The sequence below is a fragment of the Blautia sp. An81 genome, from assembly GCF_002161285.1.
GTDB lineage: Bacteria > Bacillota > Clostridia > Lachnospirales > Lachnospiraceae > Blautia > Blautia ornithocaccae.
Genome location: NZ_NFHH01000030.1, coordinates 18,368 through 45,097, shown reverse-complemented (window position 1 = coordinate 45,097; position 26,730 = coordinate 18,368). Strand labels below are relative to the sequence as shown.

Genomic DNA, 26,730 nt, shown 5'->3' with positions numbered 1-26,730 from the left:
GTCTTTCCAATGGAAGTGGATAAAACCAATGGAAAAGCCGGAGAATGTAGATAACCCGTTTTTTTAGAAAACTCTCCATCCTAAAGCAGGCAGATATATTTTTACCTTTCAAAACTGAATGTAAGGATTCTCTGTTGCAGTTCATACATCAGAAGACTATAATAAAAAATAAATTGAACGATGCAACAGGGGGATTTAAAGTGAAAGAGGATGTTAAAGAATTCAGGAAAACAAAAGACTATTTGATCTGTATTGATTCTGACGGCTGTGTTATGGATACCATGGATGTGAAGCACATGCGCTGTTTCGGCCCCTGCCTGGTGTATGAATGGGATTTGGGAGAGTACAGAGATGAGATCATCCGCCTCTGGAGAAAGGTAAATCTTTTAAGTGTCACAAGAGGCGTGAACCGTTTTCAGGGACTGGCTCAGGTACTGAAAAGTATTAATGAAAATTATACAACAGTGGAAGGTCTGGAAGAATATCTGCACTGGGCAGAATCTGCACAGGAACTTTCAGATAAAAGCCTGAAAGAAGCTTATGAGAAAACAGAGAATATCTGCATGAAGAAGGCTCTTGACTGGTCAAGACTGGTGAATCAGTCCATGGCTATGGTGTCTGATAACAAAAAACCTCCTTTTGACGGTACAGAGGATGCATTGAGGATGGCCAGAGAATATGCAGATATCGTCATAGTTACAGCGGCTAATCGTCAGGAAATAAACAAAGAGTGGGAGTTCTTTGAATTGGCTCAGTATACAGATCTCCTTATGTCCCAGGAAACAGGGCGAAAGGAAGACTGTCTGCGGGAACTTCTGGACAAAGGCTATGAAAAGGACCATGTGCTGATGATCGGAGATGCGCCGGCTGATCTTGAAGCGGCGAGAAGAGCAGAAGTTCTTTTTTATCCTATACTTGCCTATCAGGAAAGAGAGAGCTGGGAGAAGTTCTCTGAGGCTTTGAAGCACTTTACAGAAGGTGATTATACAGGGGCTTATCAGGACGGAAAGATTAAAGAGTTTCAGGAAAACCTTCATATTGAAGACAAATAGAAATGATAAAAGACAGGAGCACAGCGAGATAATCACTGTTCTTCTGTTTTTTAATTATAGGAATGACAATGCATAAAATATTAAAGAGATATGATATAATTTTACTTATCTGTTGAAAACTTTACAGCGAAGAATATCCTAGTAGGAGGAATATTGGAAGGTTATACGATGAATGATATTGATATGAATTCATTGAGATCCTACCGAATTGAATTTGAACATCAAAATCCTGAGCATATTTGGAATAGTATTGAAGATCAAGAATTTCTCAAAAATATGGGCGGATATGCAATTGATAGACTTACTGGAAAAGGATGGCTGACTGCTGCCGGATTATTGATGTTTGGAAAAGGAATCGCCGTTAGGGAACGTTTTGATAACATTCGTATGGATTATATAGATGAGAGTAACCTTATAGCCGGCGGCAGGTGGAGTGATCGCCTTACATATGACGGTCTGTGGGAAAACAATCTATATAATTTTATACGGCAAGTTATGCCTAAATTGGTTAGTGGATTGAAAAGACCATTTCGATTGGCGGAAACCGGATTTAAATCAAAATGAAGAATTACATCAGGTTGAATTAAGGCTATGGATGATTTCTCTAATGCCAGAAGAATGTTCAGAATATTTACAAAAATTGTTTGGAACAGCTTATCTACATCTGAAGAAAGAAGAACAAATTATTCTTGGGACAGCTTATCTAGAAGAGGAGGTGACCAATACTAGATTGCAGTCTATATTAGATATTCATAGAATTGAAATAGGACATCTCCTTTCTGAATTGGTTGATAAAAATATGCTTGTAAATAATAAGAGAGGCCGTTGGACAAGCTATCATTTGAACCATGAGTACAAAATTCAGAATGAACAAATGGAGATATTTGATTTATCATATAAAGAACCTGTTCTAAAAAATGAAACGGATAGAATTATTTATAATTATATAAGAGCTAACGGCTTTATAACAACTTATCAAATACTTAATATTACTAAGATTACGACAACAGCAGGGGCGTCCGTAGCACTTGGAAGATTGATGGAGGCTGGTTTAGTGAAAAAGGTACGACAGGGCAGACATTTTATCTATCAACTAAAAAACTGAAGCAAGGCGTTTTAATTGGTGAATTAGTTGATGTATTAAATCTTAGTTGGTGAATTAGTTGATGTATTGAATTTTAATTGGTGAATCGTTAATATATTTGAAATATTATAGATAAACTACAAAGCTAAGGTTTACGGGAGATTCTTTTGATTGTTTAATGAATAATTCTCCTGTTTTTCCATATACTAACTCTACATTGGCCGACATAGAAAACACTGAAAATACAGGAGGAGTGGGAAAATATGAAAGCAACGGGGATTGTGCGGAGGATAGATGACCTGGGAAGGGTAGTGATTCCCAAAGAAATCAGAAGAACACTGAGGATAAGAGAAAGCGACCCCCTTGAGATTTTTACGGACAGAGAAGGGGAGATCATTCTGAAAAAGTATTCGCCTATCGGAGAGCTGGGGACTTTTTCCAGGGAATATGCCGAGGCTCTGGCCCAGGCTGCCGGGTGCCTGGTGTGTATTACAGACAGAGACCAGGTTATCGGCACTTCAGGAAGCGGCTCAAAAGAATATATGGAGAAAAGGATTAACCGGGATCTGGAGGATATGATTTCCGACAGAAAAAACGTGCGCATCACAGAAGGAAATTATGTGCGGATACTAGAAGAAGATAAAAGCGAATACGGCTCTCAGGTAATCTACACCATTACCTGTGCAGGAGATGCGGTGGGAGCTGTAGTAATCCTTGGAAAACCGGGAGACAGAAAATTTTCCGAAACTGAGGAAAAGCTGGCCCAGGTGGCAGCAGGGTTTCTGGGGAGGCAGATGGAACAATAAAGAAGGCCCCTGTCGGCTGCTTTGTGAAGCGCCGACAGGGGCTGTTCTGTGTGCACGTGGGGGCAAGAGCCCAGAAGCTACTTTATAGATGCCTGTCCCATCTGTTCCAGGAGATCGGTCTTGATCTTGAACAGTTTGTCGGAAAGGTCTACATAGACTTCCTGAGGATTTACCAGGCGTCTGGTCTCGTCCCACAGAGTATTCATTTCTTTCTGGCAGATTTCCCGGATTTCCATTACGGAAGGAGAAGTATATACACACCGTCCTTTAAGGAAGACAGGAACCAGAAGCTCTTTTAAAGTGTAAGTGCCTCCGTAGATTTTGGTCTTTTTCCAGGTTGCCATAGGATCAAAGATGATCATATCTTTGCTGGTGTCGAAGGTTTCATCTGCCAGACAGATAAGGTCTGCCCGGATTTTTCCAGTGGTCTTGTCATAGATACGCTGGACAGTTTTATTTCCCGGATTGGTAACTTTCTCAATATTTTCTGAAAGCTTGATCTTAGGGGTGAATTCCTCATCGTTTTTATTCTTGATGGCGGCCAGCTTATATACTCCTCCAAAGGCGGGATTGCCATTGGATGTAATAAGATTAGTACCTACGCCCCAGGAATTGATTTTTGCTCCCTGGGCTTTCAGACTGTCGATGAGATACTCGTCCAAGTCGCTGGAAGCTGAGATAATGGCGTCTTCAAAGCCTGCAGCAGCCAGCATATTATAAGCTTTTTTAGAGAGATAGGCCAGATCACCGCTGTCAATGCGGATTCCATAACCTTTTGCGAGAGTGCCTTCTTCCCGCATTTCCTGGAATACCCGGATAGCGTTTGGAACACCGGAGTTCAATACGTCATAGGTATCTACCAGAAGGATACAGGAATCAGGATAAAGCTGAGAATAGGTTTTGAATGCTGTATATTCATCGGGGAAGCTCATGATCCAGCTGTGAGCGTGAGTACCTTTTACGGGAACATCGAACATCTGACCTGTGAGGACATTGGATGTTCCGATACAGCCTCCGATCATTGCCGCCCTTGCACCGTAGATGCCTGCGTCAGGCCCCTGAGCCCGGCGAAGTCCGAATTCCATAACTCCGTCACCCCTGGCTGCATAAACCACACGGGATGCCTTGGTAGCAATAAGGCTCTGGTGATTCAGCATGTTCAGGATAGCAGTCTCTACAAGCTGAGCCTCCATGACTGGAGCGATCACCTTCAGGAGAGGTTCTCTGGGGAATACTACAGTTCCTTCCGGTATAGCGTAAATGTCTCCTGTAAAATGGAATCCTCTTAAATATTCCAGAAAATCCGTATCAAAAATATTCAGGGACCGGAGATAGTCAATATCGTCAGGAGCAAAGTGCAGATCCCGGATATATTCAATAATCTGATCCAGCCCCGCAGCGATGGCATATCCTCCGTCACAGGGATTTTTTCTGTAAAAAGCGTCAAAGACCACAATCTGATCTGTGGGATTTTTAAAATATCCCTGCATCATGGTCAATTCATATAAATCTGTTAATAGGGTTAAATTCAAGGCTCTCATAAATGCTGCTCCTTTATATTTCTTCTATGCGCCTTGCCGCACGTATTTTCTGCCATTATAGCACTTTCACTTAAAAAAAGAAAGTTTTCTTCTATAATTTGTGATATTCTTCCAAGGTCATGCCGGTCATGGAAAGATACAGAGCCAGAGGCTCTCCTACATAGCGGATATGCCATGGTTCCCATGGAAAACCAGTGATGTTTTCTTTGTTTTTTGGGTAGCGGATTACAAAGCCGTAAAGAGGGGCGTGCTTTTCCAGCCATCGACCTTCCGGGGTTTCTGCGAAAGCTTCTTCCAGTTCAAAATTTACCTGGGGACAGGAAAGGTCCAGGGCAAAACCGGTCTGATGTTCACTGGCGCCGGGAGGAGCCACTGCAGAGCTTTTCCTTCTCAGAGCATCTCTATATAATTCTTCCTGCCGCCGGTAGGAACGATAGCCGGAAATCCCCATGAGGCCCATTTTGTCCAGAGCTGCCTGGGTAAAGAGCCGGACTGCGGCTTCAGAGGCTTTTTTTCTCAGAAGACGCTTTTCGGAACCAGGAGGGGCACAGAAGGGAATACCGGCCTCTTCCAGGTCATCAGGTATGTAGTCAGGAGGCAGGAGATAGACTTTATTTACAAGAACAGGATAATAGGACATAGTACACCGCCTTTTTTGAAACTATATGAGAATAATTTTACCGGGATATATTCTATGCTGACAAAATTAAAAAAATACCGGATAGACGTGAGTTAGACTAGAAAAGATAAAACAGTGGAATACTTGAAACAGCCCCTGGCATATGATATAATGCCTGTAGGCAAAATGACAGAAATGCTCATTGAGCGCATGAAACTCCCCGAAGTTGCAGCTTTGGGGAGTTTCTATTCCATTTTGGGAAGGCGGCTTATACCTTAGGCTGGCTACCTGTTACTGCTCTCCGTCCAACCATTTGCAAATGAAGTAGGCAACAACACTTGCCAAAACGGAAAGAAAAAATGACAGAAATTCACTCATTGGTGCGCACGCCCTTCCTCTACCTGTCTAGGGGCGGTAGCCTATTTATTGTATCATGGCGGAGAAGCAAGAACAAGCTATATAAAGTATCCTTAAAAGCAGAAAAATCCCTATAAAAAAGATACTAGAAAAAATGCTAGAAAAAAATTTAAAAAAGTGCTTGCATTTTAAAAAGAGATGATATATAATAGCTATTGTTGTGAGACAACATTGAAAATATTGGGCTATCGCCAAATGGTAAGGCAACGGACTCTGACTCCGTCATTTCAAGGTTCGAATCCTTGTAGCCCAGCTACGAATATCCCAGACAAGTGTCTGGGATATTTTCGTATATAAAGATTTGGGAGAAGGATGTGCTATGGGATTTTCTTTTGACAGCAGGGTCCGGTACAGTGAAACTGGAGAAGACCGAAGGCTGACATTAAATGGAATATTGAACTATTTTCAGGACTGCTGTACTTTCCATTCGGAGAGTGTAGGTGTGGGAATGGACTATCTGGCAAAAAAAGGCCAGGTCTGGGTATTGACATCCTGGCAGATCGTTGTAAAAAGATACCCTCTTTTGTTTGAAAAAATCAGAATTTCTACCTGGCCATATGCTTTTAAAAGATTTCTGGGAAACCGGAATTTTACCATGGAGGACGAAAATGGAGAGCTGATTGCCTATGCCAACAGTCTATGGACATTTCTGGATGCTGTTGCCGGAAAACCGGTGAACCCAGATGAAAAACAGCTGCAGGCCTATGCACTGGGGGAAAAGCTGGACATGGATTATTCCTCCAGGAAGATCGCCATTCCAGAAGGTATGAAGGAATATCCTTCTTTTCAGGTAAGGTCCCATCATCTGGATACCAATCATCATGTGAACAATGGACAGTATGTACTTATGGCCCAGGAATATCTTCCGGAAGATTTTACAGTGGGACAAATGCGGGCAGAATATAAGAAACAGGCAGTTTTAAATGACGTGATCCTGCCAAAGGTAAAGGAAGAGGAAGACGTCTATACAGTGGTGCTGGAAAGCCCTGAAAAGGAAGTCTATGCAGTGGTGGAACTGCGGAAATAAAAGGAGACAGTATGATCGAATTAGGAAAAGTACAGGAATTAACAGTGGTAAAAAAAGTGGATTTCGGCGTTTACCTGGGAGAAAAGCCTGATGCAGGTCAGGAGGAGCGGGTGCTCCTTCCGGGAAAAAAAGTGCCGGAGGGAACCAAAGAAGGGGACAGATTCCAGGTTTTTATTTACAAGGATTCTTCTGACCGTCTGATTGCAACTACAGACAGGCCTAAGGCTGTTCTGGGAGAGCTGGCAGTAATGAAGGTCGCTCAGGTGACAAGAATCGGCGCCTTTCTGGACTGGGGTCTGGAAAAAGATCTGTTTCTTCCATATAAAGAGCAGACAAAGAAGCTCCATGAAGGAGAAGAAGTTCTGGCAGCAGTATATATTGACAAGAGCAGCAGGCTGTGCGGAACTATGAAAGTATACCATTATCTCTCCACAGAAGCGCCCTATGACAAAGAAGATACCGTTACAGGGGTGGTGTATGAGATTAGTGATAACTTTGGAGTTTTTGTGGCGGTGGACTATAAGTATTCTGCCATGATACCCAGACAGGAGGCCCAGGGAGGTTACAAAGTCGGGGAAGAAGTAACCTGCCGTGTAAGCGCAGTGAGAGAAGACGGCAAACTGACTTTAAGTCCAAAGAAAAAAGCATATCTTCAGATTTATGAGGATGCGGAGAATGTTTTTGAGACTATTAAAGACTTTGACGGTGTACTGCCTTTTGATGACAAGGCTGCGCCGGAACTGATACAGAGGGAATTCGGCCTGAGCAAAAATGCTTTTAAACGGGCAGTGGGACACCTTCTGAAAGAGAAAAAAATAGAGCTGAAAAACGGGAAAATTTATATACTGTAATGCTTTTCCAGAAAAAAAGATTATGGTATAATCAATGATAACTTATGTTTATGTCCAAAAGGAGGAAAATCAGTGGACTCGATAGATTATTATGACCGATATGCCGTGCCATATTATGAAGAAACTGTAGATTTAAGCATGGAAGAACAGCTGGAACGTTTTGTGGAGCTTCTGCCGGAAAGTGCAGATGTTCTTGATCTAGGATGCGGTTCCGGCAGAGATACTGTGTATCTGGAAGATGAGGGCTGTGTGGTGACCCCTATGGATGGGTCTGAAAAAATGTGCAACCTGGCCAGCATCCATACAGGAAGAGAAGTTCTTCATCTTAGGGTAGAGGAGATGGAATTCAGGAATGTTTTTCATGGAATCTGGGCCTGTGCTGTATTGGGACATTTTCCCCCGGAAGAGATAAAAGATGTGATGGGCAAGATACTGTCAGCTTTAAAAGAGGACGGCATTCTTTACTTTTCTGTGCGGAAAGGAGACCGGAAGGGCAGATTCAACGGCAGGTATTTCTACGACTATAACAGAGATTCGCTGAATGATCTTTTAGATTCTTTTCCTGAAATCCAGGTTATTGATATATGGAAGACCAGTGATGTAAGGGAAGACAGAAATAATAAATGGTTTAATGTTCTGCTGAGAAAGCGGAGAGAAGAAGAATAGGACAGCTGCGAAACGAAGGAGAGAAAGACAGTGGAATTTGCTCATTTACATGTACATACGGAATACAGTCTGCTGGACGGTTCCAATAAAATAAATGAATATGTAGCCAGAGTAAAGGAACTGGGAATGGACAGTGCAGCCATAACAGACCATGGAGTCATGTTTGGCTGCATTGATTTTTATAAGGCGGCAAAAGCAGCAGGCATCAAGCCGATCATGGGCTGTGAGGTATATGTCGCTCCCGGTTCCCGTTTTGATAAAGAAGCGGGGCATTCTGATGAACGATACTATCATCTGGTCCTGCTGGCAGAAAATAATCTTGGATATCAGAATCTGATGAAGATTGTGTCCAAGGGATTTATTGACGGATTTTATTACAAACCAAGGGTAGACCTTGAACTTCTCCAGGAATATCATGAAGGAATTATTGCGCTAAGTGCTTGCCTTGCAGGAGAAGTTGCAAGAAATCTTGCAAGAAGCATGTATGAAGAGGCCAAAAGCGCTGCCCTTCGCTATGAGGAAATCTTTGGAAAAGGAAACTTCTTTCTGGAGCTCCAGGACCATGGGCTGCCTCAGCAGAAACTAGTCAACCAGCAGCTTTTGAGAATGAGCCAGGAGACGGGAATTGAGCTGGTAGCCACCAATGATATCCATTATACCTATGCAGAGGATGCGCAGGCCCATGATATTCTTCTGTGTGTTCAGACGGGCAAGCGCCTTCAGGATGAGGACAGAATGCGATATGAGGGTGGGCAGTATTATGTGAAATCTCCTGAGGAGATGGAAGAACTGTTTCCCTACGCTCTGGAGGCCCTGTCCAATACTCAGAAGATTGCAGACCGATGCAATGTGGAAATTGAATTCGGTGTGACCAAACTGCCGAAATTCGATGTGCCGGCCCCGTATACTTCCTGGGAATATTTGAACAAGCTTTGTTATGAAGGTCTGGAAGAACGGTATTCTGAAAATATGGAGCAGCTGAAAGAACGTCTGGAATATGAGCTGGGCGTCATTAAAAAGATGGGCTATGTAGATTATTTCCTTATTGTATGGGACTTTATCAAATATGCCAGAGACCATGATATTATGGTGGGACCTGGAAGGGGTTCTGCCGCCGGCAGCCTGGTATCCTATACCCTGGGGATCACAAAGCTGGATCCGATTAAATATGATCTTCTCTTTGAACGTTTCCTGAATCCGGAGCGCGTATCCATGCCGGATATTGACGTGGATTTCTGCTTTGAACGCCGCCAGGAAGTTATTGATTATGTAGTGAGAAAATACGGAAAAGACCGGGTGGTCCAGATTGTTACCTTTGGTACCATGGCGGCCAGAGGCGTTATCCGGGACGTGGGAAGGGTTATGGACCTGCCCTATGCCCAGTGTGATGCCATCGCCAAGATGATCCCCAATGAGCTGAATATTACCATAGACAAAGCTCTGACCATGAATCCGGAATTTCGGAATCTCTATGAAACTGACGAAACAGTGAAGAAGCTTATCGATATGAGTAAAAGGCTGGAAGGCCTTCCAAGACATACCTCTATGCATGCAGCGGGAGTGGTCATCAGCCAGAAAGCAGTGGATGAATATGTACCTTTGTCCAGAGCCTCTGACGGCTCTATCGTTACCCAGTTTACGATGACTACACTGGAGGAACTGGGACTTCTGAAAATGGATTTCCTGGGCCTCAGAACCCTGACAGTCATCCAGAATGCAGTAAAACTGGCTGAGAGAGATAAGGGACTTTCCCTGGATATCGATCATATTGATTATGATGATAAGAATGTATATGAGATGCTGGGAGCTGGAAAGACAGATGGAGTGTTTCAGCTGGAAAGTGCAGGGATGACCAGCTTCATGAAGGAGCTGAAACCCCAGAATCTGGAGGACGTTATTGCGGGAATTTCGCTGTACCGCCCAGGCCCCATGGACTTTATTCCTCAATATATCAAAGGAAAGAACCATGCAGACAGTATCCATTATGACTGTCCGGAACTGGAGCCTATCTTAAAGCCGACTTATGGCTGTATTGTGTACCAGGAGCAGGTTATGCAGATTGTAAGGTCTCTGGGAGGCTATACTCTGGGACGAAGCGATCTGGTCCGCAGGGCCATGAGCAAGAAGAAAGCTGCTGTCATGGAGAAAGAGCGGCAGAACTTTGTTTACGGCAATGAGGAAGAAGGAGTTCCAGGCTGTATTAACAGAGGGATTTCAGAAGAAGTGGCCAATAAGATTTATGACGAGATGATTGATTTCGCCAAGTATGCTTTTAACAAATCCCATGCAGCGGCCTATGCCCTGGTGGCCTATCAGACCGCATATCTCAAATATTATTACCCGGTAGAATTTATGGCCGCTCTTATGACTTCTGTTATTGATAATCCTTCTAAAGTGGCGGAGTATATCCTTTCCAGCAGAAAGATGGGAATAGCTATTCTTCCTCCGGACATTAATAAAGGTGAAAGCCAGTTTTCTGTGGATAATGGCTCTATCCGCTATGGATTGTCGGCTATTAAAAGCATCGGCAGGCCGGTGATCAAGGAAATCGTAGAGGAGAGAAGCCAGAGGGGAGACTTTAAAAATCTTCAGGATTTTATTGAACGGATGTCTGGAAAAGATGTAAATAAAAAGGTCATTGAGAACTTTATCAAAGCCGGAGCTTTTGACGGTCTTCCGGGAAACCGGCGGCAGAAAATGATGGTCTATGCCCAGATCCTGGATTCTGTAAATCAGGAGAAAAAGAATGTAATGGCAGGGCAGATGAGCCTTTTTGACCTGGTTTCTGATGAAGAAAAAGAGGCCTTTGAAATCCGTATGCCGGACGTAGAGGAATATCCCAAAGAGGCTAAACTGGCCTTTGAAAAAGAAGTCCTTGGCGTGTATATAAGCGGTCATCCTCTGGAAGAATATACAGAGAGATGGAAGAAAAATATAACTGCGGTAACCGGGGATTTTCAGCCGGACGAAGAGACGGGAGCGCCTAAGGTAAGAGACGGTTCCAGAGCCGTAGTAGGCGGAATGATCACAGCCAAAACCATCAAATATACGAAAACCAATAAAATCATGGCTTTTCTTACCCTGGAAGATCTGGTGGGAACTGTAGAAATCGTAGTATTTCCCAGAGATTATGAAAAAAATGTCCGGTTTATGGATGTAGACGCCAAGGTATTTATCCAGGGACGGGTTTCCGCTGAGGATGACAAAGCCAGCAAGCTGATCTGTGAAAATATCTATCCTTTTGACAGTGTTCCAAGAGAACTTTGGTTCCAGTTTGAGAACAAAGAGGCCTTTCTGGCACAAGAAGAGCAGCTCTATCAGGATATCAGAGACTCAGACGGCAAGGATGCGGTGGTAATCTATATCCGCTCTCCCAAGGCAGTAAAAAAGCTGGGACCATCAAAAAATGTAAGGATAAATCAGGAACTTCTCGACAATCTGTACGAAAAGTACGGAAAGGATAATGTAAAAGTTGTAGAAAAGAGTATTGAAAATATCCAGAAAATGCTATAAAATAAGAACGATTCGATGTATGAAAATCAAAACAAAGGGCTGCGAGAATATGGAGGAGAAAGATGACTGCGAATAAAGAAATCAAAACAATTGGCGTTTTAACAAGTGGTGGAGATGCTCCGGGAATGAATGCGGCAATCCGTGCGGTTGTAAGAAGAGGCTTAAGCCGCGGAATCAGGATGAAAGGAATCTTAAAAGGCTATTCAGGCCTATTGAATGAAGAAATTATAGATATGACTGCTGTGGATGTTTCAGATACCATACAGAAGGGCGGTACGATTCTTTATACTGCCCGTTGTGCAGAAATGCGTACAGAAGAAGGACAGAAAAGAGCTGCCGAAATCTGTAAGAAACACGGTATCGACGGTCTGGTAGTTATCGGTGGTGACGGTTCCTTTGCCGGTGCTCAGAAGCTGGCAAATCTGGGTGTAAATGCTGTAGGCGTACCTGGAACTATTGATTTGGATATTGCATGTACAGAATATACCATTGGTTTTGACACAGCTGTCAATACAGCTATGGAAGCAATCGATAAAGTTCGTGATACTTCTACTTCTCATGAGCGTGTAAGTATCATTGAAGTTATGGGAAGGGATGCCGGCTATCTTGCTCTGTGGTGCGGTATTGCCAATGGTGCGGAAGATATTCTTCTTCCTGAAAAATATGACTATGATGAGCAGCGGATCATTAATAACATTATTGATAACCGTAAGAAAGGTAAAAAGCATCACATTATCATTAATGCAGAGGGTATCGGCCATTCTGAAGCTATGGCAAAACGTATTGAGGCTGCCACAGGAATCGAGACCAGAGCAACAATCCTGGGACACATGCAGAGAGGCGGAACACCTACCTGTAAAGACCGTGTTTATGCTTCTATTATGGGAGCCAAAGCAGTGGACGTACTTCTGGAAGGAAAGACGAAGAGAGTAATCTGCTACAGAAACGGTGAGTATGTGGATATGGACATCAACGAAGCGCTGTCTATGAAGAAATCTATTTCCGAATATCAGTACGAAGTCAGCTATTCTTTGTCTCACAATTACACAAAGAATCAGGCATAAAGAAAGCATTATCAGAAGAGAAAAAGGCGTGCGGCAAATCAATGCAGTGCGCCTTTTCTTTATACCAGGATATCTGAAATTTAATACTGGAGGCAGGTATATGATCACAAGTACGTCAAATGGGCAGATAAAGAAAATACAGCAATTATTGAAAAAATCAAAAGTAAGAAGAGAAGAAGGGCTTTTTATTGCAGAGGGACTTAAGATGTTCCGGGAAGCCCCGGCAGACAGGATTGAAAAGGTATATCTTTCTGGTGCTTTTGCCGAAAAAGGAACCTGGAAGGAGATACTTCGAGAGAAAGGATTGGAGAAAGAAGAGAGAGAAATCATAGAAGTTGTGGAAGATAAAGTCTTTAAGACACTTTCCGATACGGTAACGCCTCAGGGAGTGCTGTGTCTGATAAAGATGAGAGACTGTACCCTGGAGGAGCTGGTGCCAGAGGGAAAAGTCCCTCTTCTTATGATATTGGAAGACCTTCAGGACCCGGGAAATCTGGGAACGATTCTCAGAACTGGGGAGGGAGCAGGGGTAACAGGGATTATCCTGTCGAAAAATTCTGTGGATATTTACAATCCAAAAGTAATCCGTTCTACAATGGGTTCTGTTTACCGTATGCCTTTCTATTACACTTCCTCCATTCAGGAAGAGATTCTTCCCTGGCTAAGGGAAAAGAAAATCACCGGATACGCGGCACATTTGGAAGGAAAAAACAGTTATGACCAGGAGGATTACACAAAGGGCACGGCTTTTTTTATTGGAAATGAAGGAAATGGATTAAGCAGAGAGCTTTCACAAAAGGCAGATATCTGGATCCGGATTCCCATGGAGGGGCAAGTAGAGTCTCTCAATGCAGCTATGGCTTCCGGAATCCTGATGTATGAGGCTTCCCGGCAGAGAAGAAATTCTTGAGTGTCTTTACAAGAAAAACAGTCCGGGAAAATTGTTTAAATTAACAAAATAATACATATTTTTTACAAAATTACCTTTTTTAGGATTTTTACCTCCTAAATTCTGTGAAATGTTACAAAAATTACCCGCTTGACAATAAAATGTAACCTTGATAGAATATGTCCGTAACATAGCTTAATAAATTTGTAACAAATGATAACAAAAATGTTACAGACTTATAGGAGGTTATATTTCATGAAAGAGAGAATGAAGAAACTTTTGGCCTGTGTGGGAACAGTTGGAGTGATGACTGTCACAATGGCGGTTCCGGCTATGGCGGACACGACAGGGGAGAATCAGAATATAGATACAGCACAGGTGCAGGAAGCCGTACAGGAGGAGTCCTTTGACTGGTCAGATAAGGCGGCGGCAAATGTAAATACATATGCCAATATCCGTCAGGGATCTGACATCGGAACAGACCGGGTAGGTAAGCTTTCTGCAGGAGCTGTGGTAACTGTAGTAGGAGAAGAGAATGGCTGGTTGCAGGTAGTATCCGGAGAAGTAGAAGGATATATCAGGGGAGACCTTCTGGTTACCGGAGATGCTGCAAGGCAGCTTTTCGAAGCTTCCTACGGTGCAGAAGCTGATATTGTAGGTGCAGAGGCAGTAGATGAAGCTGCTCTGGCAGCAGCAGAGGCTCAGGCAGCAGCAGAAGCCCAGGCGGCGGCTCAGGCCCAGGCTGAAGCAGAAGCTCAGGCGGCAGCCCAGGTATCTGCTTCTGTATCCCAGGCAGACCTGGACCTGATGGCAGCCATCATTGAGTGCGAGGCAGGAGGAGAGCCTTACGAAGGCAAAATCGGTGTTGGAGCCGTGGTAATGAACCGGGTGAGAAGCTCCCAGTTCCCCAATACCATCTCCGAGGTTATTTACCAGAGCGGCCAGTTCTCCCCGGTAGCCAGCGGAAAGCTTGCTTCCGTATTGAGCAGAGGTGCCAGACAGGACTGCTATGATGCAGCAAGAGACGTATTTGCAGGGGCAAACACTGTAGGAGACTGCCTCTTCTTCCATGCAGGGGGAGGAAGCGGACTGACAATTGCAAATCAGACATTTTATTAAGAAATAAGAAAAAGAATTAACCGAAAAGAGCGTCCGGGAAAGAGAGAAGTTTCTGGATGCTCTTTTTGCTTTTGGAAATTTATTCTGCACTATACCTTCACAGACAAAATTCCACACATCTTTTAATATGTTTCAATTCTGTAAAATGTGTGCCAGATTTGTTAAATAATTCAAGAAAATCTTGTTGATTTCAGAAAATTAAGATATAATAAAGTCACCTATCAAAGTCAGGGCTCTGCTTTACAGAGAAGATTCCCTTTTTCACATTGGGAGAAGCTGCTTTGAGGAATAAAATAAGGAGAAGGTGGGAAAATGGCAGTAACAGCGGGAATGATCCCTATTATCTGGCTTATTATCCTGGCAGTTCTGGTGGTCATTGAGATTATTACACTGGGACTTACCACCATCTGGTTTGCGGGAGGAGCTTTAGCAGCCCTTGTGGTTTCACTTCTGGGCGGTCCTGTCTGGCTCCAGATTCTGCTGTTTCTTGCGGTTTCAGTGGTGCTGCTGGTATTTACCAGACCTCTGGCTGTAAGGTATATGAACAAGAACCAGCAGAAAACCAATGTAGATAGTATACCGGGAAAGACAGGGGTGGTGGTAGAGACCATAGATAATCTGAAGGCAGAAGGACAGGTGATGGTGGACGGCATGGTCTGGACTGCAAAGTCAGAAAATGGAGATACTATTGAAGAAGGAAAAGTAGTGAAAGTTCTGGCGGTGGAAGGCGTCAAACTGATTGTGGAGGTGGAAAAGTAGTATGGCTGGTTTAATTGTAGTAATTGTGTTAGTAGTTTTGCTGTTGATCCTGGCAGCTTCCTGCATCAAGATCGTGCCTCAGGCACATGCATTAATTATTGAGAGGCTGGGAATGTATCTGGCAACCTGGGGAACGGGACTGCATATTAAGATTCCTTTTATTGACCGGGTTGCGCGGAAGGTAAATTTAAAAGAGCAGGTTGTGGACTTTGCTCCTCAGCCGGTGATCACAAAAGATAATGTTACCATGCGTATCGATACAGTTGTGTTTTTCCAGATTACAGACCCAAGGCTCTTTACCTATGGCGTGGAAAATCCCATTATGGCTATTGAAAATCTGACAGCTACAACTCTTCGTAATATTATCGGTGATATGGAGCTGGACGCTACTCTTACATCAAGAGAGATTATTAATACCAAGATGAGGGCTTCTCTGGATGTGGCCACAGATCCCTGGGGCATTAAGGTAAATCGTGTGGAACTGAAGAATATTATTCCGCCGGCAGCTATCCAGGAAGCCATGGAGAAACAGATGAAGGCGGAACGTGAACGCCGTGAAGCTATTCTCCGTGCAGAAGGTGAGAAAAAATCCACCATTCTTGTGGCAGAAGGAAAGAAAGAATCGGAAATCCTTGACGCAGAGGCTGAAAAACAGGCAACCATCCTTCGTGCTGAGGCTGAGAAAGAGAAGATGATCCGGGAGGCAGAAGGTAAGGCAGAAGCGATTTTGAAAGTGCAGCAGGCCAATGCAGACGGTATCCGTTTTATCAAAGAAGCCGGAGCAGACCAGGCGGTGCTGACTCTGAAGAGCCTGGAGGCATTTCAGAAAGCAGCAGACGGCAGATCCACAAAGATCATTATTCCTTCTGAAATACAGGGAATTGCCGGACTTGCTTCTTCTTTGACAGAAGTTATCAAAGACAGTGAAAATAAATAAAAGACCCTCGCGGCAGTCGCCAAATGGACATGCGAGCATGCCCGCTTGGCTCGTTGCTCGCGGGAATAAAGTGAAACAGATGGCAAGGGGGCCGCTGCAGACATGCAGGGGTCCTTTTTGCTGTTTCATCGGATTAAACTTTTACGATTTATCAGGGAAAAATGACTTGAACTATTGCCCTGTACAAGGAAAGCATGTTATTATGGAAGGAAATTAGCGGATAAGGGCATAGCTGTATCAGTCTGAATATATAAAAACCAAAACAGGAGGAAAAGCAATATGGACTTAAAAGGACGTAATTTTCTCACACTGAAAGATTTTACAAAAGAAGAAATCGAGTATCTCATTGACCTGTCAGCAAAGCTGAAAGAGAAGAAGAAAAAAGGAGAAGCGGTAGATGTTCTCAGAGGAAAAAACATTGCTTTGATCTTTGAAAAGAACAGTACAAGAACCCGCTGCTCTTTTGAAGTTGCAGCCAGCGACCTGGGAATGGGAAGCACTTTCCTGGACCCTAAGAGCTCTCAGATTGGAAAAAAGGAGAGCATTAAAGATACAGCCAGAGTTCTGGGAAGGATTTATGATGGTATCGAATACAGAGGCTTTGGCCAGGAAATCGTAGAAGAACTGGCCCGGTATGCGGGAGTTCCGGTTTGGAATGGGCTGACTAACGAGTATCACCCCACGCAGATGCTGGCGGATCTTCTGACAATCAAAGAACACCTGGGAAAAGTAGAAGGCCTGAAACTGGTATACATGGGAGATGCCAGATATAATATGGGAAATTCTCTGATGATCCTCTGTGCCAAGATGGGCATGCATTTCGTAGCCTGTGCTCCGAAGAAATATTTCCCAAACCAGGAACTGGTAGAGCAGTGCCAAGGCTATGCAAAAGAGTCAGGAGGAACGATCACCCTTACAGAAGACGTAAAGGAAGGCACAAAGGGAGCCGATGTGATCTGCACAGATGTATGGGTATCCATGGGTGAACCTGACGAAGTATGGGAAGAAAGAATCCGGGAGCTGTCTCCTTACAAAGTAACAAAAGAAGTAATGGAAAATGCAGGAAGCCAGGCAATTTTTCTTCACTGTCTGCCCTCTTTCCATGACCTGGATACAGAAATTGGAAAGGAAATGGGGGAAAAATACGGCATTACAGAGATGGAAGTTACAGATGAAGTCTTCGAATCTCCTCAGTCTGTAGTCTTTGACGAGGCGGAAAACCGGATGCATACCATTAAAGCTGTGATGGCCGCTACTCTGGGAGCAGAAATTTAATGTGCAAAGATAATAACCAACAGTATTTCCCTGCCGGGCGGTTTCAGGAATGTCTCAGAACTGAAAAGATTGCCCGGCAGGTTCTGTGGAAAGAAGAGATAGATTCCACCAATAATTGGGCAAAAGACTATGCAGGGAGCCGTATCTGGATGGAAAAAGGAATCAAAAATCCAGACGGCGCCCTTTTTGTGGCGGAAAAACAGACTGCCGGAAAAGGCCGCCAGGGGAGAGTATGGACCTCTCCTCCGGGAGAGAATATTTATATGAGCCTTCTTCTGTGGAAACCTGAGATTCAGCCGTTATCTGCTTCCCAGCTCACTTTGGTCATGGGATTGTCTGTGGCCCAGGGTGTGGAGCAGCTTACAGGAAAAAGGGCAGGTATCAAGTGGCCCAATGACCTGGTGTATTCCGGAAAAAAAATCTGCGGTATTCTCACAGAAATGAAGCTAAAGGGCCAGAATCCAGAGTATATCGTGATCGGAGTGGGGATTAATGTAAATCAGAAAAAATTCCCCCCAGAGCTTGGGGACAAGGCTACTTCCCTGGCTCTGGAAATAGGAGAAGAAGCAGACAGAATTGAAGGAATCGCCAGGATTATGGAGTGCTTTGAAGAAAATTATAAAAAATTTCTCAGAACCAAAGACCTTTCCCTAATGAAAGAAGACTATGAAAGCCTTCTTCTGAACAAAGACCAGCAGGTACGAATCCTGGAGAAAAACAGCCAATGGCAGGGAACTGCCAGGGGAATCAATGACAGGGGCGAGCTTTTGGTGGAAGACAGTCATGGAAATCTGAGAGAAATCCTGTCAGGTGAGGTTTCCGTCCGGGGACTGTACAGCTATGTATAAAGAGAAAAGGAATGTGAAAATGTATAAAGATAAAGTAGTTTTATGCGGCGCCAGCGCCTATGAACAGAAATATTATTTTAATGAAGATTTTTCTGCCCTGCCTCAGCAGATAAAGGATGAGCTGCAGATCATGTGCGTTATGTACACAGAGGAAATCGGCGGAATCCTTACTCTGGAGTTTGATGAAGAGGGAAATCTTCAGTTTCAGGTGGAAGCCCTGGAAGCTGACGCTATGTTTGACGATATCGGCAGTGTGCTGAGGATCAAAGAACTTCGAAAGACCAAAAGAGAGCTTCTGGAGTCTCTGGAATTATATTACCGGGTGTTCTTCCTGGGGGAAGGGCTGGAGGAATAGGACATGCTGCTGGTTATAGATGTTGGAAATACGCATATAACACTGGGAGTTTTTGAGGAGAAAGAATTAAAGGGAACTTTTCGGATGACTACAGGCTACAGCCGGACCTCTGATGAATACGGGATTTTTATCTGTAATATGCTGGAATACCGGGGAATCAATAAGGAAGGGGTGGACGCTGCCATTATCAGCTCAGTTGTGCCTGATGTTATGCATTCTCTTACCAGCAGCATCATAAAATACTTCCATATAAAGCCTTATCTTGTAAAGGCAGATAGTTTTACGGGAATTGTCATTAAGACAGCAAATCCCAGATCTCTGGGAGCGGACCGGATCGTGGATGCGGCAGCTGCCTATGAGATTTATGGAGGGCCGGTGCTGATTGCTGATTTTGGTACAGCTACTACCTACGACCTGGTAAATGAAGAAGGAGAATTTGTAGCGGAGATTACATCTCCAGGGCTGGAGATCAGTGCTAAAGCCCTGTGGCAGCAGGCGGCTAAACTTCCGAAATTTGCCATAGAAAAGCCGGAATCCATACTGGCAAAAGATACCATAACCAGTATGCAGGCCGGGCTGGTGTACGGCTATATCGGACAGGTAGAGTATATTGTAAAGAAAGTGAAGGAAGAATCCGGTCTGGAAAATCTCAAGGTAGTGGCTACCGGAGGACTGGGAAAGGTACTGGCCAGGGAGACTGAGGCCATCGATATCTATGACCAGCGGCTGACTTTAGAGGGCCTTCGGATCATATACGAAAAAAACAAAGAGGCAGAGAGCAGGAATGAAGCTTAAAATCGGAAACGTAACACTGGAAAACAATCTGGTGCTGGCGCCTATGGCAGGTGTAACGGACCTCCCCTTCCGCCTCCTGTGCAAAGAGCAGGGAGCAGGGCTGATCTGTACAGAAATGGTAAGCGCCAAGGCCATATATTATAAAAATAAAAATACAGAAAGCCTTATGCAGATCGATGAGAGGGAGAGACCGGTGTCTCTCCAGCTTTTTGGTTCAGAGCCGGACCTTATGGCAGAGATTGCCAGACAGATAGAAGAGAGAAATTTTGATATTCTGGATATAAATATGGGATGTCCGGTCCCAAAGGTGGTAAATAACGGAGAAGGCTCTGCACTGATGAAAAATCCTGCCCTGGTTCATGAAATCATATATAAGGTTTCAAGGGCCATTGAGAAGCCTTTAACAGTGAAAATCCGAAAGGGATTTACGGAAGACAGTGTAAATGCAGTGGAAATTGCAAAAATCGCAGAGGATGCAGGAGCTGCAGCCATAGCCGTCCACGGAAGGACCAGGGAACAGTATTATTCCGGACAGGCAGACTGGGATATTATCCGGCAGGTAAAAGAGGCAGTTTCTATTCCGGTCATTGGAAATGGAGACATAGATTCCCCTGAAAAAGCAGAGGCCATAGTAAGGGAAACAGGCTGCGACGGCATTATGATAGGACGGGGCGTCCAGGGAAATCCCTGGCTTTTTTCCAGGATACTTCATTATCAGGAGACAGGTGAGCTTCTGCCGCCGCCGGACAAAGAAGAAATCAAAGAAATGATGCTTCGCCACGGAAGACTCCAGCTGGAATACAAAGGGGCCTATACAGGAATCCGGGAAATGCGCAAACATATTGCCTGGTATACTTCCGGAATGCCCCATTCAGCGGCTGTGCGGAGAAAGGTCAACGAGGTGGAGAGCTGGGAAGAACTGGAAGAGCTGATACAGACAATGTAGTAAAAATCGAACATTATTACTTGACATATATCAGGGTATTATTTATAATATTATGACTGTTAAGAAGCGTTTATAGGGGCAAAAGTCCATATATCAGAATATAAGAAAGGGTGTACAAAAAATGGAAGAAAAGAAAACATTGCTTACCTATGCGGGATTGACAAAACTGGAAGATGAACTTCATGATCTGAAGGTAAACAAAAGAAAAGAAGTAGCAGATAAGATCAAAGAGGCCAGAGAGCAGGGAGATTTATCTGAGAATGCAGAATACGATGCTGCAAAAGATGAGCAGAGAGACATAGAAGCCAGGATTGAAGAAATTGAGAAAATCCTGAAAAACGCAGAGGTAGTAGTAGAAGACGAGGTTGATCTGGACAAGGTCAGCGTTGGATGTAAGATCAAAGTATACGATGTAGAATTTGATGAGGAGATGGAATTCAGGATTGTAGGTTCTACAGAAGCAAACAGTCTGGAAGGTAAGATCTCCAATGAATCTCCTGTTGGAAAGGCTCTGATCGGAGCGAAGAAGGGGGATACCGTTTCCGTAGAGATGCCTTCAGGAGTTATGGAATACAAAGTTCTGGAAATTGAAAGAAATATATAATTCTATATAGAAGGAGAGTGTACGAAGTGGCAGAACAGAAGAAAGCCCAGGAGCAGGACTTAAACCATTTATTGCAGGTCCGCCGTGAAAAATTAGCCGATTTACAGGCAAACGGAAAGAATCCTTTCCAGATCACAAAATATGATGTGACAAACCACAGCATGGAAATTAAAAATGCTTTCGACGAGTTCGAAGGAAAAGAGGTTACCCTGGCAGGGCGTATGATGTCCAAACGTGTTATGGGAAAAGCCTCTTTCTGCAGCATCCAGGATCTCCAGGGCTCTATGCAGGCCTATGTGGCAAGAGACAATATTGGAGAGGAATCATATAAAGATTTCAAGAAACTGGATATCGGCGATATCATAGGAATCAAAGGCGAAGTGTTTAAGACCAAAACAGGGGAGATTTCTATTCATGCTACTGAAGTGACACTGCTCTCCAAGAGCCTGAATCCTCTTCCTGAGAAGTTCCATGGTCTGACAAATACAGATCTGCGTTACCGTCAGAGATACGTGGATCTGATCATGAACGAAGATGTAAAGGATACTTTTATCAAACGTTCTAAGATTCTGGCAAGCATCCGGAACTACTTAAACGGACAGGGCTTCATGGAAGTAGAGACACCTATGCTGGTTGCCAACGCAGGTGGGGCTGCCGCCCGTCCTTTTGAGACTCATTTCAATGCTCTTGACGAGGACTTTAAGCTGCGTATTTCTCTGGAACTGTATTTAAAGAGACTGATCGTAGGCGGACTGGAAAAGGTTTACGAAATCGGAAGAGTGTTCCGTAACGAAGGTCTGGACACCAGACATAATCCAGAGTTCACTCTTATGGAGCTTTATCAGGCATATACCGACTATCACGGCATGATGGACCTTACAGAGAATCTGTACCGTCATGTGGCCCAGGAAGTTCTGGGAACTACAAAGATTGTTTATAACGGCATTGAGATGGATCTGGGTAAACCTTTTGAGCGCATTACCATGGTAGACGCAGTTAAGAAATATGCAGGTGTAGACTTTAACGAGATCCATACCCTGAAAGAAGCCAGAGCTGTAGCAAAAGAACACCATGTAGAGTTTGAAGAACGCCATAAGAAAGGTGATATTCTTTCTCTGTTCTTCGAAGAATTTGCTGAGGAGCATCTGATCCAGCCTACTTTTGTTATGGATCATCCCATTGAAATCTCTCCTCTTACAAAAAAGAAACCGGAGAATCCGGAGTATGTAGAGCGTTTCGAGTTCTTTATGAACGGCTGGGAAATGGCAAATGCCTACTCAGAGCTGAACGATCCTATCGACCAGAGAGAAAGATTCAAAGCTCAGGAAGAGCTGCTGGCTCAGGGCGATGAAGAGGCTAATACTACAGACGAAGACTTCCTTCACGCACTGGAGATCGGTATGCCTCCTACTGGCGGTATCGGATTCGGTATCGACAGAATGTGTATGCTGTTGACAAACAGCGCAGCCATCCGTGATGTTCTGCTGTTCCCGACAATGAAGTCGTTGGACAAATAAATCCAGTATTTATGCGGGTTTGCGGACTTTTAAATTGTATGGTACGACAAGAGTACGACAAAATAACCTGTCTTAAAGGGTTAAAATAAACGATTTTAAATTAAAATCGAGTCAGTTCAAGTTAATATTTTGTACTATAAGGACATTTTTCTAAAAGAAATTTTAGAGAAGTGTCCTTTTTTGCGTGTAGCAATGAGCCAAGTGCCATGCTTGCATGAGCATTTGGCGAATGCCGCGACAGCGAGCAGCTATGCTGCGAGCGTTATGGTCAGCAAAGCAGAAATAAGAAATGGAGGAAAAGAACATGAATAGTACAGCGTTAGGAGCAGGAGCCGAAAAAGCTCAAGAAATTATTTTTATCAGCGAAGCACATGAGAAATTCTACTATGAGAAATTGAAAGAGGTACGGTATCAGGATGTGTACCACAAGGCACTTTGCTATTGTCTTGGTATTAGCGATGATACCAGAAGAAATGCAAATCGCATTTATGATTTTAAGACAGGCTGTGTAAAGACAGAATGTTTACATGAAGGCTGGCAGACCAGCGGAAGCGTGAAAGTAGTCAGAATGGCGTTTAATCTGTACTGCAACGGTACACCAAGTGTTGACGATTACAAGGACGCAGAGGAGCAGATCAATGAGTGTAGGCAGTATACGGTGGAAGAATTGTTCTGCTGTGCCTACGCACCGTATTTTTGGCAGGCGATACAAATCCGGTATCCGGAATATGCAACCTATAACCGGAAACTGTATGCCTTGTTTGGAGGAGCAGATTGATGTTAAAAGTTCGATTGATGGGAACAAAGAATGATATTAAATGGTTTGGGAAGATTTTGCAGAGAAATCCCAAGATTGAGGTAACAGAGTTTTCAGATTTATACCCGAATAAAGGAACAAAGAAATTCCACAGGGCTTATGTGGAAGTCAGAAAAAGCAACGTAAAAGAAAATGAGTAGAAAGCAAAGGAGAATTTATCATGTGTAGAGTTATTGCAATCGCAAATCAGAAAGGTGGAGTCGGAAAGACCACCACAACAAGCAATTTAGGAATTGGACTGGCAAAACAGGGGAAAAAGGTACTTTTGATTGATGCCGATGCACAGGGCAGTCTTACCGCAAGTTTGGGGTACACAGAGCCGGACGCAATCGAGATCACATTGGCATCGGTCATGGGCAGTCTGATTAAGGACGAGGAAGTTGAGCCTATGGATGGTATTTTACACCATGAGGAAGGAATAGACCTTATGCCGGGAAATATTGAGCTTTCCGGTCTGGAGGTTTCCCTTGTGAATGTCATGAGCCGGGAGCGTATCATGCAGGAGTACATAAGCATGGTGCGGGATTATTACGATTACATCTTAATTGACTGTATGCCTTCACTTGGAATGATTACCATAAATGCCTTTGCCTGTGCCGACAGTATTTTGATTCCTGTGCAAGCGGCATATCTGCCAGTAAAAGGCTTACAGCAGCTTATCAAGACCATTGGCAAGGTAAAGCGTCAGATTAACCCAAAACTGGAGATAGAGGGCATTTTATTGACGATGGTGGACAGCAGGACGAATTATGCAAGGGACATCAGTGCCATGCTGAAGGAAGCCTATGGAAGCCGGGTAAAGATATTTACCAATATTATCCCGATTTCGGTAAGGGCGGCGGAGATTTCTGCGGAAGGAGTCAGCATTTATAAGCATGATCCAAAGGGAAAGGTGGCATCTGCCTACAATTCTTTGACAGAGGAGGTGCTTGCAAATGAGCAGTAATACAAAGACAGGAAGCGCATCTAAAATCAAAATGGAGAGTTTTGATGATTTATTCGGTGGAAGCAACGCACAGGAAACAGGGGCAGAGCAGATTATCAATGCCCCGTTAGCAGACCTTCATGAGTTCAAAGACCACCCATTTAAGGTATTGGACGATGAAAAGATGGCGGAAACAACGGAGAGTATCAGACTTTACGGGGTACTTGTTCCGGGAATTGCAAGACCGAGAGCTGGCGGCGGCTATGAGCTGATCGCCGGGCACCGTAGGAAGCATGGCTCAGAAAGAGCCGGGAAAACGGAAATGCCGATTATTGTCCGCAATTATTCCGATGATGAAGCAACCATTATCATGGTCGACTCCAATATTCAGAGAGAGGACATTTTACCGAGTGAAAAGGCAAAAGCCTACAAGATGAAATATGAAGCTATGAAACATCAGGGAAAGAAATCGGGCAAGAATACCCTTGATGAAGTTGGGGAAGCTGCCGGAGAGAATGCGAAAAAGGTACAGCGTTATATCTGGCTTTCAAGGCTTTCCGATGAGCTTCTTGAAATGGTGGACAGCAGGAAATTAGGGTTTTCGCAGGGCGTGGACATATCCTTTCTGTCAGAGGAAGCACAGCAGTGGGTAGAGGTCATTATAGAAGAACGGGGCTGTAATGTCAGCACCGTACAATCCGGCAAGCTAAAGGAATATGGCAAAAGTGGAGAGCTTACGCTTGCAATGGTGCGACTGATTCTGACAGAAGAAAAGCCAAAGGAACGCAAGGTTACACTGAAAGCGGACAAGATCAGCAAGTATTTTGCTGAAGATTATAGCAGTGAAGATATAGAGAATATTATCATTCAGCTTTTGGATGAATGGAAGAAAAGACAGTAGAAAGGAGGTGCAGGCACATGGGTAACATGATGAGATTTGATTATTACTATGGTATCGAAGCAGAACAGTTTTCATTTTACAGAGTTCCAAGATTGCTGATTAAGGACGAACGGTTCAAAGAGTTATCCAGTGATGCAAAGCTCCTTTATGGTCTGATGCTTGACAGAATGTCACTATCCATGAAAAACGGATGGTTTGATGATGAAAACAGGGCATATATTCATTATACCCTTGATAATATTATGGAGGATTTAGGCTGTGCAAAAGAAAAGTGTGTAAAAGTATTGGCAGAGCTTGACAGCAAAAAGGGTATTGGTCTGATAGAGAAAAAAAGACAGGGATTAGGGAAGCCGGATATTATTTATGTCAAAAACTTTGCCACTTTGGAAGTGGGTGGAGAGCCAGAAAGCCAGCCGAAAAGTCCTTCAAATACTTATGCTTCCACAGAAGTTCGGAAATCGAACTTCAAGGGGTTCGAAAATCAAACTTCCAGAAGTTCGGAAATCGAACTTCAAGAGGTTCGGAAACCAAACTTGCAGGTGTTCGGAAATCAAACTTCAAGAGGTTCGGAAACCGAACTTGCAGAGGTTCGAGAAGCGAACGCTAATTATAACAATACTAACTATACTGATTTGAGTTATAACAATCAATCTAATCAATCTGAAAGTGAAACAGAAGAAACGATTGATGCGATGGAAGATGTTAACGCATACATTGAAATCATCAAGGAGAACATAGAATACGATCACTACATGAAATATGGTGATTGGCAGGACAAAGCACTTTATGATGAGCTTTTTGAGGTGATTTGCGAGGTTGTATGTGTAAAGCACAAGACGGTTAGGATTGGCGGGGATGATTACCCGTATGAGCTGGTAAAGTCAAAGTTCCTGAAACTGAACAGCTCGCACTTGAATTATGTCATTGGCTGCATGAAGAATACCACAACCAAGATTACGAATATCAAGGCGTATATGGTGACAACACTTTATAATGCGCCAAGCACAATCAATCATTATTACCAACAAGAGGTACAGCACGATATGTATGGAGGTGGATGGCATGAAAAGGGTATTGTTTAAGGTCATTGTTCCGGCAGTGATAATTGCGGTATGGATGCTGACCTGTTATCCGGTATGTAAGAAAGCAGAAGGCTTTGACTGGTTTTTATATTGGATTATTGCAGGGTGTCCGTTTGGTATTCGCCGGATGTGCCTGTGGCTGATACCCAAGAATTTCGGCATCAGCGGCAGTATCGGTGTTCTTGCACTGAATTGTATCATAGGCGGTTTGATTGGCGGTGTAGTGCTGATTTTTAAGATAATCGGCATTGCAGGAGAGCTTATCAGTATTATAACAGGACACTTCTGGACGAAAAGTCCAAAAGTGGAAATATAGAACTT

At 43.7% G+C, this 26,730-nt stretch carries 27 protein-coding genes, 1 tRNA gene and 1 pseudogene; 27 read left to right on the top strand and 2 right to left on the bottom strand.

All coding sequences use genetic code 11. The annotated features are described in order from the left end of the window. The first annotated feature begins 200 nt into the window (after positions 1–200). The 4 genes from B5G33_RS18150 (at position 201) to spoVT (ending at position 2,942) form a co-directional block, all read left to right on the top strand. Complete coding sequence (locus B5G33_RS18150; RefSeq protein WP_242974762.1) at positions 201–1,052, top strand: HAD family hydrolase; 852 nt, start codon at positions 201–203, stop codon at positions 1,050–1,052. Positions 1,053–1,220: 168 nt separating this feature from the next. Further along, on the top strand, positions 1,221–1,616 hold the full coding sequence (locus B5G33_RS18145; protein WP_140403164.1) for a hypothetical protein: 396 nt from the start codon (positions 1,221–1,223) through the stop codon (positions 1,614–1,616). Positions 1,617–1,659: 43 nt separating this feature from the next. After that, positions 1,660–2,157 carry a winged helix-turn-helix domain-containing protein gene (locus B5G33_RS18140; protein WP_087273532.1) on the top strand — a complete coding sequence of 166 codons (498 nt, stop codon included), beginning with the start codon at positions 1,660–1,662 and terminating at the stop codon, positions 2,155–2,157. A 242-nt stretch (positions 2,158–2,399) separates the two neighbouring features. Continuing rightward, positions 2,400–2,942, top strand: a complete 543-nt coding sequence (gene spoVT, locus B5G33_RS18135) for a stage V sporulation protein T (protein ID WP_087273530.1) — start codon at positions 2,400–2,402, stop codon at positions 2,940–2,942. A 77-nt stretch (positions 2,943–3,019) separates the two neighbouring features. On the opposite strand, the gene B5G33_RS18130 is transcribed toward spoVT, so the two are convergent. Next, the gene (locus B5G33_RS18130) at positions 3,020–4,483 is read right to left on the bottom strand and encodes a nicotinate phosphoribosyltransferase (RefSeq protein WP_087273528.1); all 1,464 of its coding nucleotides are present in this window, start codon (positions 4,481–4,483) and stop codon (positions 3,020–3,022) included. 91 nt (positions 4,484–4,574) lie between these two features. Then, entirely contained in the window at positions 4,575–5,123 is a 549-nt protein-coding gene (locus tag B5G33_RS18125; RefSeq protein ID WP_087418642.1) for a M15 family metallopeptidase, read from the bottom strand. Positions 5,124–5,700: 577 nt separating this feature from the next. Between B5G33_RS18125 and B5G33_RS18115 the strand changes: the two genes are divergently transcribed. The 23 genes and pseudogenes from B5G33_RS18115 to B5G33_RS18005 all read left to right on the top strand — a co-directional run bounded on the left by B5G33_RS18115 (position 5,701) and on the right by B5G33_RS18005 (position 26,725). Continuing rightward, positions 5,701–5,772, top strand: a tRNA-Gln gene (locus B5G33_RS18115). A 66-nt stretch (positions 5,773–5,838) separates the two neighbouring features. Continuing rightward, on the top strand, positions 5,839–6,546 hold the full coding sequence (locus B5G33_RS18110) for an acyl-[acyl-carrier-protein] thioesterase (RefSeq protein ID WP_087418641.1): 708 nt from the start codon (positions 5,839–5,841) through the stop codon (positions 6,544–6,546). An 11-nt stretch (positions 6,547–6,557) separates the two neighbouring features. Continuing rightward, positions 6,558–7,397, top strand: a complete 840-nt coding sequence (locus B5G33_RS18105) for a CvfB family protein (RefSeq protein WP_087418640.1) — start codon at positions 6,558–6,560, stop codon at positions 7,395–7,397. Positions 7,398–7,469: 72 nt separating this feature from the next. Next, positions 7,470–8,063 (top strand): class I SAM-dependent DNA methyltransferase, encoded by a 594-nt coding sequence (locus B5G33_RS18100; protein WP_087273518.1) that lies wholly within the window; start codon positions 7,470–7,472, stop codon positions 8,061–8,063. A 30-nt stretch (positions 8,064–8,093) separates the two neighbouring features. Next, positions 8,094–11,576 carry a DNA polymerase III subunit alpha gene (locus B5G33_RS18095; RefSeq protein ID WP_087418639.1) on the top strand — a complete coding sequence of 1,161 codons (3,483 nt, stop codon included), beginning with the start codon at positions 8,094–8,096 and terminating at the stop codon, positions 11,574–11,576. Between the two features lie 62 nt (positions 11,577–11,638). After that, positions 11,639–12,640 carry a 6-phosphofructokinase gene (pfkA, locus tag B5G33_RS18090; RefSeq protein ID WP_087273514.1) on the top strand — a complete coding sequence of 334 codons (1,002 nt, stop codon included), beginning with the start codon at positions 11,639–11,641 and terminating at the stop codon, positions 12,638–12,640. Between the two features lie 100 nt (positions 12,641–12,740). Further along, on the top strand, positions 12,741–13,550 hold the full coding sequence (locus B5G33_RS18085) for a TrmH family RNA methyltransferase (protein ID WP_087418638.1): 810 nt from the start codon (positions 12,741–12,743) through the stop codon (positions 13,548–13,550). 234 nt (positions 13,551–13,784) lie between these two features. Beyond that, complete coding sequence (locus B5G33_RS18080) at positions 13,785–14,648, top strand: cell wall hydrolase (RefSeq protein ID WP_087418637.1); 864 nt, start codon at positions 13,785–13,787, stop codon at positions 14,646–14,648. 312 nt (positions 14,649–14,960) lie between these two features. Beyond that, positions 14,961–15,407, top strand: a complete 447-nt coding sequence (locus B5G33_RS18075; RefSeq protein ID WP_242971364.1) for an NfeD family protein — start codon at positions 14,961–14,963, stop codon at positions 15,405–15,407. A gap of 1 nt (position 15,408) precedes the next feature. After that, positions 15,409–16,344: an SPFH domain-containing protein gene (locus B5G33_RS18070; RefSeq protein ID WP_087273508.1), complete on the top strand. Its 936-nt coding sequence runs from the start codon at positions 15,409–15,411 to the stop codon at positions 16,342–16,344. Positions 16,345–16,623: 279 nt separating this feature from the next. After that, complete coding sequence (gene argF, locus B5G33_RS18065) at positions 16,624–17,619, top strand: ornithine carbamoyltransferase (RefSeq protein WP_087418636.1); 996 nt, start codon at positions 16,624–16,626, stop codon at positions 17,617–17,619. Continuing rightward, complete coding sequence (locus tag B5G33_RS18060) at positions 17,619–18,467, top strand: biotin--[acetyl-CoA-carboxylase] ligase (protein ID WP_087273503.1); 849 nt, start codon at positions 17,619–17,621, stop codon at positions 18,465–18,467. The genes argF and B5G33_RS18060 overlap by 1 nt, the downstream gene beginning before the upstream one ends. A gap of 19 nt (positions 18,468–18,486) precedes the next feature. After that, positions 18,487–18,822 carry a DUF6145 family protein gene (locus tag B5G33_RS18055; protein WP_087273552.1) on the top strand — a complete coding sequence of 112 codons (336 nt, stop codon included), beginning with the start codon at positions 18,487–18,489 and terminating at the stop codon, positions 18,820–18,822. 3 nt (positions 18,823–18,825) lie between these two features. Continuing rightward, positions 18,826–19,617 carry a type III pantothenate kinase gene (locus B5G33_RS18050; RefSeq protein ID WP_087273501.1) on the top strand — a complete coding sequence of 264 codons (792 nt, stop codon included), beginning with the start codon at positions 18,826–18,828 and terminating at the stop codon, positions 19,615–19,617. Continuing rightward, a complete protein-coding gene (gene dusB / locus B5G33_RS18045) occupies positions 19,607–20,563 on the top strand; it encodes a tRNA dihydrouridine synthase DusB (RefSeq protein WP_087418635.1) in 957 nt (318 codons plus the stop codon). Before B5G33_RS18050 ends, dusB begins: the two co-directional genes overlap by 11 nt. Positions 20,564–20,684: 121 nt before the next feature. Then, entirely contained in the window at positions 20,685–21,167 is a 483-nt protein-coding gene (gene greA, locus B5G33_RS18040; protein WP_087273497.1) for a transcription elongation factor GreA, read from the top strand. Between the two features lie 26 nt (positions 21,168–21,193). Further along, positions 21,194–22,672 (top strand): annotated as a pseudogene (lysS, locus tag B5G33_RS18035) (lysine--tRNA ligase); the annotation flags it as partial. A gap of 316 nt (positions 22,673–22,988) precedes the next feature. Beyond that, the gene (locus tag B5G33_RS18030; RefSeq protein WP_087418645.1) at positions 22,989–23,462 is read left to right on the top strand and encodes a DUF6075 family protein; all 474 of its coding nucleotides are present in this window, start codon (positions 22,989–22,991) and stop codon (positions 23,460–23,462) included. Then, the gene (locus B5G33_RS18025; RefSeq protein WP_087418633.1) at positions 23,462–23,641 is read left to right on the top strand and encodes a hypothetical protein; all 180 of its coding nucleotides are present in this window, start codon (positions 23,462–23,464) and stop codon (positions 23,639–23,641) included. Before B5G33_RS18030 ends, B5G33_RS18025 begins: the two co-directional genes overlap by 1 nt. 20 nt (positions 23,642–23,661) lie before the next feature. Then, positions 23,662–24,447, top strand: a complete 786-nt coding sequence (locus B5G33_RS18020) for a ParA family protein (protein WP_087418632.1) — start codon at positions 23,662–23,664, stop codon at positions 24,445–24,447. After that, a complete protein-coding gene (locus B5G33_RS18015; RefSeq protein WP_087418631.1) occupies positions 24,437–25,327 on the top strand; it encodes a ParB/RepB/Spo0J family partition protein in 891 nt (296 codons plus the stop codon). Before B5G33_RS18020 ends, B5G33_RS18015 begins: the two co-directional genes overlap by 11 nt. 17 nt (positions 25,328–25,344) lie before the next feature. Continuing rightward, positions 25,345–26,409, top strand: coding sequence for a DUF6017 domain-containing protein (locus B5G33_RS18010; RefSeq protein ID WP_087418630.1), 1,065 nt, complete (start codon positions 25,345–25,347; stop codon positions 26,407–26,409). Beyond that, entirely contained in the window at positions 26,390–26,725 is a 336-nt protein-coding gene (locus tag B5G33_RS18005) for a DUF6050 family protein (protein ID WP_087418629.1), read from the top strand. The genes B5G33_RS18010 and B5G33_RS18005 overlap by 20 nt, the downstream gene beginning before the upstream one ends. Positions 26,726–26,730: the final 5 nt, after the last annotated feature.